At 63.4% G+C, this 6418-nt stretch carries 8 protein-coding genes; 3 read left to right on the top strand and 5 right to left on the bottom strand.

The window, feature by feature from the left end; all coding sequences use genetic code 11:
• On the bottom strand, positions 1-751 hold a 751-nt coding region (locus Q0Q23_RS19445), incomplete at its 3' end, for a cbb3-type cytochrome c oxidase subunit I (protein WP_295128261.1).
• A gap of 231 nt (positions 752-982) precedes the next feature.
• Between Q0Q23_RS19445 and Q0Q23_RS19440 the strand changes: the two genes are divergently transcribed.
• Both Q0Q23_RS19440 and Q0Q23_RS19435 read left to right on the top strand, forming a co-directional pair.
• Positions 983-1399: a group III truncated hemoglobin gene (locus Q0Q23_RS19440; protein ID WP_295128258.1), complete on the top strand. Its 417-nt coding sequence runs from the start codon at positions 983-985 to the stop codon at positions 1397-1399.
• Positions 1400-1453: 54 nt separating this feature from the next.
• On the top strand, positions 1454-1945 hold the full coding sequence (locus tag Q0Q23_RS19435) for a hemerythrin domain-containing protein (protein WP_295128255.1): 492 nt from the start codon (positions 1454-1456) through the stop codon (positions 1943-1945).
• Positions 1946-1990: 45 nt separating this feature from the next.
• Here Q0Q23_RS19435 and Q0Q23_RS19430 read toward each other — a convergent pair whose 3' ends face one another.
• From Q0Q23_RS19430 to Q0Q23_RS19420, 3 genes are all read right to left on the bottom strand, one after another.
• The gene (locus tag Q0Q23_RS19430) at positions 1991-2446 is read right to left on the bottom strand and encodes a hypothetical protein (protein ID WP_295128252.1); all 456 of its coding nucleotides are present in this window, start codon (positions 2444-2446) and stop codon (positions 1991-1993) included.
• Entirely contained in the window at positions 2443-3693 is a 1251-nt protein-coding gene (locus tag Q0Q23_RS19425; RefSeq protein WP_295128249.1) for a DUF2249 domain-containing protein, read from the bottom strand. The genes Q0Q23_RS19430 and Q0Q23_RS19425 overlap by 4 nt, the downstream gene beginning before the upstream one ends.
• A gap of 200 nt (positions 3694-3893) precedes the next feature.
• Positions 3894-4589 (bottom strand): metalloregulator ArsR/SmtB family transcription factor, encoded by a 696-nt coding sequence (locus Q0Q23_RS19420; protein ID WP_295128246.1) that lies wholly within the window; start codon positions 4587-4589, stop codon positions 3894-3896.
• A 90-nt stretch (positions 4590-4679) separates the two neighbouring features.
• On the opposite strand from Q0Q23_RS19420, the gene fdxA reads away from it, so the two are divergent.
• A complete protein-coding gene (fdxA, locus tag Q0Q23_RS19415) occupies positions 4680-5018 on the top strand; it encodes a ferredoxin (protein ID WP_295128243.1) in 339 nt (112 codons plus the stop codon).
• A 479-nt stretch (positions 5019-5497) separates the two neighbouring features.
• Here fdxA and Q0Q23_RS19410 read toward each other — a convergent pair whose 3' ends face one another.
• The gene (locus Q0Q23_RS19410; protein WP_295128264.1) at positions 5498-5824 is read right to left on the bottom strand and encodes a metal-sulfur cluster assembly factor; all 327 of its coding nucleotides are present in this window, start codon (positions 5822-5824) and stop codon (positions 5498-5500) included.
• Between the last annotated feature and the right edge of the window lie 594 nt (positions 5825-6418).

Below are 6418 nucleotides of genomic sequence, written 5' to 3'. Positions count from 1 at the left end.
CGAAGAACGGCAGCGCGATGATGTACACCTCGGGATGGCCGAAGAACCAGAACAGGTGCTGCCACAGCAGGGCCCCGCCGTTCGCGGCGTCGTAGATGTGCGCGTCGAACACGCGGTCGGCCGCGAGGGCGAACAGCGCGGCGGCCAGGACCGGGAAGGCCATCAGCACGAGGATCGACGTCACGAGGGTGTTCCAGGTGAAGATCGGCATGCGGAACATGGTCATGCCCGGCGCGCGCATCGTGATGATGGTCGTGATGAAGTTCACCGCACCGAGGATGGTGCCGAAGCCCGACAGACCGAGGCCCAGGACCCAGAGGTTCCCGCCGATTCCTGGTGAGAACGTCGTACTCGACAACGGTGCGTACGCGAACCAGCCGAATGAGGCCGCACCCTGCGGGGTGAGGAACCCGGCGACCGCGATCAGCGAGCCGAACGAGTAGAACCAGTACGCCAGCGCGTTCAGACGCGGGAACGCCACGTCGGGGGCGCCGATCTGCAGCGGCATGAGCACGTTGGCGAAGCCGGCGAACAGCGGCGTCGCGAACATCAGCAGCATGATCGTGCCGTGCATCGTGAAAAGCTGGTTGTACTGCTCCTTGGTCTGCACCACCTCGAGACCCGGCTCGAAGAGCTGCGCGCGAATGATGAGGGCCATCACACCGCCGATGAGGAAGTAGATGAACGACGAGATCAGGTACATGTACCCGATCGTCTTGTGATCGGTCGAAGACACCCAGTTGACCAGCATGTTGGCCTTCCGGTGAGCCCTGGTCGGGATTGCCCCCCGGTCCGCTGCGGAGGCGCCCGAGCCCTGATGTGCTGGGATAGTCGGAATCGTTCGCGTCATGGTGTTCGCCCTCAGGATCGCTACAAGCCACCTTTTAAGATGACATTATTCCTTTTTATTGCTCGGCGGTACCGTTTCGCTTGCGAATGATTTTAAGGCATTACAATCCGGTTAATACCATAGACTGATGATATGAGACCAGATCTCACCGATCGGGACGATGTTCGATTCCTCGTCGAGGCGTTCTACCGCAGGGCGTTCCTCGATCCGTTGATCGGACCGATCTTCACCGACATCGCACGGATGGACCTGCAGCACCATCTGCCGATCATGTGCGACTTCTGGGAGACGGTCCTCTTCCAGGCGGGTCTCTATCGTCGCAATGCGCTCCAATTGCATGTGGCCTTGAATGCGAAGTTCCCTCTCCGGCAGGAGCATTTCCGTCGGTGGCTTCACCTGTGGACGGCCACCGTCGATGAGCACTTCGCCGGCGAGAAGGCGGAGCTGGCCAAGACCCAGGCGAATCGCATCGCCGGGTCGATCCACCGGCGTATCCAGGGTCGATCCGGCAGCGACTTCGAAACGTTGCGCCAGCGGGAAGAAGGCTGAGCCCGTCCGGTCGCGGCCGCCATGAGACAGCCCCGATAACAGGTAAGGAGCCACATGTCGAACACCCAGCGGGATTCTGGAACTGCCGTCCTGGCACAGGCACTCGAACGCGAGCATCGCCAGATCGACGGCGGAATCGAGCGCTTCATCGACCAGCTTGAGAAGGCCGCCGCGCATGACCCGGTTCTCCTCGATGCCGCGCTCGGCGGGTTGCGCCGCCACATCTACGTGGAGGAGGAATTCCTCTTTCCGGCGCTCCGCGAGGCGGGAATGGTCATGCCGATCCTGGTGATGCAGCGCGAGCACGGCCAATTGTGGGACTCGATCGACTTAGTCGAGAGGCTCCAGGCAGAGAATGTTGAAAGTCGTGAGGTGGTCGAGGCATGCCGGACGCTGCTAGCGCAGCTGGAGACGCACAACGCGAAAGAGGAGCCGGTGATCTACGGCCAAGCTGACCGTGTTTTGAGCGCACGGGCCAGCGCGGCACTTCGAAGGTTTCTCGACTCCGGCGCGCTCCCGGACACTTGGGTGCCACATGAGTGGTGAGCTCGGCCCGTTCGGCTGCGGTTCTCGCGCCTGGTGCTCTCACCGTCACGTCGGCGCGATCATGGCAAGAATGAGCCCGATCGGGATACTGAGCAGCAGCATCCCGATCACTGCGCCATAGAGCCGGAGCGCCCAGCTCATCCCCGGTTTGGCGTGGCGCAGGTGACTGATCTGCATCAGCAGTACAACGATGAGGAGCGCTCCGCCGCAATCGAGCACCGCAGGGGCGTTTAGCACGGTTCCGATGATCACCGCCGCGTTTCCCAGGTTCCAACAGGAGAACTCTGTCAGGAAGCCCATTCGGGTCAGAGGAGCCTGCCCTAGCTTGCTGCGGGCCACCCCGAACAGGCATTGCGCGACCCCGCAGACCAAAACGAGGTAGGCGGCGGACCAGGACCCCTTGGCCAGGCCTAAGGGTGTCGTCACGGCCGCGACCAGGCCGCCTACGATGATGCAGGCACTGCCGACCAGGAAGAATATGGTCGCATATCGGTCCGTCACCTCGTGGTTGCCGCCTGGTCGCTGAAGACGAGTTTCAAACGCCAGTCGCCGGGGCCGCGCTGCAGATACCTGACCGCGAAGCGGTCTCCGGAGCGTTGCCGAATCTGTGCCAGCAGCGGTAATGGATCGTGTGCCGCGACCAGGACCAGGCCTTCGCACGGACGTAGCGAGTCCAATGCCCCGAAGACGGTCGCGTGACGGATCGCTGGGGGGACGGGACGCAGATCCAGCTCTGGCAATTCCGGATCGTCGCCGACGCCGCATTCGCAGGCGGCCTCGGCCGGTCCCGCATGACCTGGATCGACAGCCTCCGTTTTCGCCGATTCCAGCGAGGCGCGAGATTGCGCATGCTCGACGTCGGCCCATAGTTCAGCCAGCGAATGTCGCGTCGATGCCGCAAGAGCCGGCAGGAGTCGTTCCATTTCCATGTTGAGCTGGTGTCCGACTGCAACCCGCAACGCCACTGTCGCGGCCGCCAGTGGAGCTGGAGCCAGGTGCGCACTGGCCTCCTCCAGAAGGGCGCTGATGCGCTCCTGTCCGTCGAAGAGCGCCTCGGCAAGATCGGGTTCTTTCGCGCCGACGCGGCCGGCCTCGGGGTAGAGAATGTCGGCTTCGGCGGCGAACAGCGGGAAGAGGTCTGAGCGTGCCCAGTCCACCAGCCGGCGGCGAGCCTCCTCCATGGCCTTAGCGTTCCCGGTTCCGGCGACATCTAGAAGCCGGGAGGCATGCGCGGCGAGGGCGCCGGCCAACTCGGCATGAGACCGTGTGATCGCGCCGAGAGCGACGGAGTCGGCGCCGTTAGAGGCCAGCACGAGATTGTCGCCGATCGGCCGGCGACGGTCCTGGATGGCCGTGGCCTCGTAGTGGGTTGCGCTGGTACGGGAGCGAGACTTTCTGCCGTCTACCAGGGTCAGCAGAAGATCCGCCCGCGTCCTTGCTCGTACAGCGTGCCGCTCTCCTGCGGCCAAATAGAGTAGCCCACCTGCTGCAAGCCGCGCGCGGGTGCTGCCTGCCGCGATTTCGACCTCTCCCGCCAGAACCTGAATCAGCACGGGAACGGCTGCGTGATGCTCGTCCATGCTGTGGCCGGCGTCGAGAGAGAGCCGAACCACGCCTACGCCAGGCGCCTTCAGGATGCGACGGGACGCGACGTGTCGGGAATCCGTTGGGAGCAGGCCGATCAGCGTCTGTATGTCCGGGGAGACGACCACCACGCGCTCACTTGTCGTTCTCGGCTTGTCGTTCATGGGTCCTCCGCATCACACTCATTTTAGAGTAACAGAATACGGTTTAATATTGCCTGCTGCGTGACACGAAATGAAGCTGGGTAGGCCGTGGTGCGATCGCGGGCCGTCATCGTCCGAACGACAATTGTCGTGAAGGTGGCTGGGGCTTATGCGGTCGGCGTGCAGTTGTGGGGTGGGCGGCTTTTGCGTCGCGGGAACTCTCAGGGCTGCTTGGCGGTTGTCTCATCTTGGCCGCTGACGGCAAGAGCGCCTCGCAACTGGATCAGGCACAGTTCGGGTTGGACGAATGGCTGGAGGGTGGCGTCGGCATCGGAGCGACCGAGTTGACTGATGATCCCGGCCAGTAGTCCCTGATGTGCAGAGCACACGATATTGGGGTGTGCAGCGGCGACATCACGGAAGGGGCACTCGTGCAAAGCGATCACGCGCTCGTCTTCACGTATCTCGGGGGCGAATCCGATCTTCTCGAACACCTGGCTCAGCGAGCCGACGTCGTCGCCTGAGCCTGAAGCAACGTGATCCGCGAAGAGGCGGGACCAGCGCTCCCCCGCTTGTTTGGCCTGTGTCTTTCCGTCGTCGGATAGCGAGGCGAGCGCATCTGCGAGGACTGCGCTGAGTTCTCGAAGCGATTCCTCACGGGAGGCCTGCTCGAGGACTCGATACACCATTCGCGGTCTGCCGCGACCACTGCGGTGGGCAATCTCCCGAGTGACCATCCGGGCGCTCTCCAGCTGTTCCAGGTGAAATCGCACCGTAGTGACATGAATTCCGCACTCGGCGGCGACGGCCGCCGCGTCCAGTGGCTCTTCCGCTTCAGCCAGCAGCCGCAGGATTTCCCGACGCACCGCTGATGCCAGCGCCACATGACGGTCGCCGGTGCGTTCTTTCGCGGTCATCACCACAGAATACCAGCACCGGCTAATAAACAGGAGTATTGTGCGTTTATATTGTGCAGTCGATCGTCCACATTGGGGGAAGGGAACCACGTGGTCTACGTCATAGCGGAACCGTGTATCGATGTGATGGATCGCGCATGCGTCGACGAGTGCCCAGTGGACTGCATTTATGAAGGCGGCCGATCGCTGTACATCCATCCGGACGAGTGCATCGACTGCGGCGCGTGCGAGCCCGTCTGCCCGGTGCAGGCGATCTTCTACAGTGACGACCTCCCTGCTGTGTGGTCGGAGTACGCCGGCGACAACGAGGGCTTCTTCACCAGCACTCTTCCCGGGAGGCTGACACCACTCGGATCCCCTGGCGGTGCTTCGAAGATCGGCCCGACGGGAGTTGACACGCCCCTTGTCGCGCGGTTCAGCCAACCATGACCCGAATCGTGCGCCCCACGCCGATGATCCACCCGGGCCTCGGCACGGCGAAGACGCGGGCGCTACCGCGACTCGTCTTGCTGGCTATTCCGCGGGTCGCAACTGCCGGCCGGCTTCGTCGCGAGCGTCGACTCAGCCAAGGAACGTGATGCTCAGCCGGGCCGCGCACGTGGTGTGGACGGTGTGGCGGGACGCCGGCATCCAGGTGCAGGACGTTCCCTGGATACAGGTCGTATTCAACCGTGTCTGCATGAACGGCGAACCGGCCATCCAGCGCGTGAAGCAGGATCGGCGTGGGACAGGTGTGCTCCCGCAAGGAGGCGCCTCCGCTGAACCCGAGAACAACGATCCGGACCCCGGGTCTCTCCAGGACCTGGCTCGAACGCACCGAGATCGGGCCTTCGCCGCCGGATAGTTCGACGAGGCTTTCGAATGTGCCCAGTGTCGTTGTCATCGTTCCATTCCTCATGACATCTCGCTCAGATGTTCAGGCCAATCGCGCGCATCATCTCGCGCCCTTCTCCGCTAATCCGTCGGATATCCCACGGTGGCATCCACACCCAGTTGATCCGAAACCCATCAACGACTCCTTTAAGCGCCTCGCCGATCGTCTCGGTCAGCATCTCTTGCAGGGGGCAGCCCGCAGAAGTCAGCGTCATCTCGATAACGAGGACGTTCACCTCGTGGTCCCAGGCCAGCCCATAGATCAACCCGAGGTCGAAGATATTCACCCCGATCTCAGGATCGAGGACTTCTCTCAACGCCTCGCTGACCCGATCGAACCGGTCGGCAGCCAACTCAGTCAGTCACCAAAGAAGACGCCGCCAGGATTGCGAATTGGGTGAACGAGGGTGGCGCCGTCGATCCCGACGGCCCGCCAGAGATCGTCGAGAACGAGGGCGAGGACGGGGCGAGACCGGGGCGCTAAGCCAGTCTGCCTGCCACTGTCGGGCAGCTTCACTGGTCGGCGAGCCCGAGGGCGAGCGCGGACTGGGACCTCGAGATCCGCCGCATCATCTGCTCCACGAACGCGATCGAGTCGCCAACGGCCGCTACCGCCGGGCGGTGCGAGCTCGAGGGACTTCTCGAACGGCGCGGCCGCGCTGAAGTGCCTCTACCTTGTGACCCGCTCGCTTGACATGACCCGCTCGCTTGACCCGACATGGCGCGGCCGGGCACGCTGGGCAACGAGTGGAATCCGGTGCTGAGCGCGTTCGCAATTGCCTTCGAAGGCTGCATCAACCAATGACCGTCGGCCCAAAAGGCGCCGTTCATCTGACAGGCCCCGACCGGTTCGCGTGAACGGCCGGCTCGTGCTGTCCCCGTTGGGAGGGTTCAGGTGAGAGCCGGCCGATCACTCGGAGAGCAGCGACGAACGAGGGGAGTGTTGTCGTCGGTTG

The sequence above is a fragment of the uncultured Leifsonia sp. genome (assembly GCF_945957465.1).
Classification (GTDB): domain Bacteria; phylum Actinomycetota; class Actinomycetes; order Actinomycetales; family Microbacteriaceae; genus Leifsonia.
The sequence above is the reverse complement of the archived record's forward strand: the minus strand, read 5'-3'. Positions and strand labels throughout refer to the sequence as shown.

What these genes read in the sequence shown, in the direction of transcription:
- Q0Q23_RS19440 (WP_295128258.1), top strand. Translation starts at nt 983, where the DNA reads ATGAGACCAGATCTCACCGATCGGGACGATGTTCGATTCCTCGTCGAG.
- Q0Q23_RS19435 (WP_295128255.1), top strand. Translation starts at nt 1,454, where the DNA reads ATGTCGAACACCCAGCGGGATTCTGGAACTGCCGTCCTGGCACAGGCA.
- Q0Q23_RS19425 (WP_295128249.1), bottom strand. Translation starts at nt 3,693, where the DNA reads ATGAACGACAAGCCGAGAACGACAAGTGAGCGCGTGGTGGTCGTCTCC.
- Q0Q23_RS19420 (WP_295128246.1), bottom strand. Translation starts at nt 4,589, where the DNA reads ATGACCGCGAAAGAACGCACCGGCGACCGTCATGTGGCGCTGGCATCA.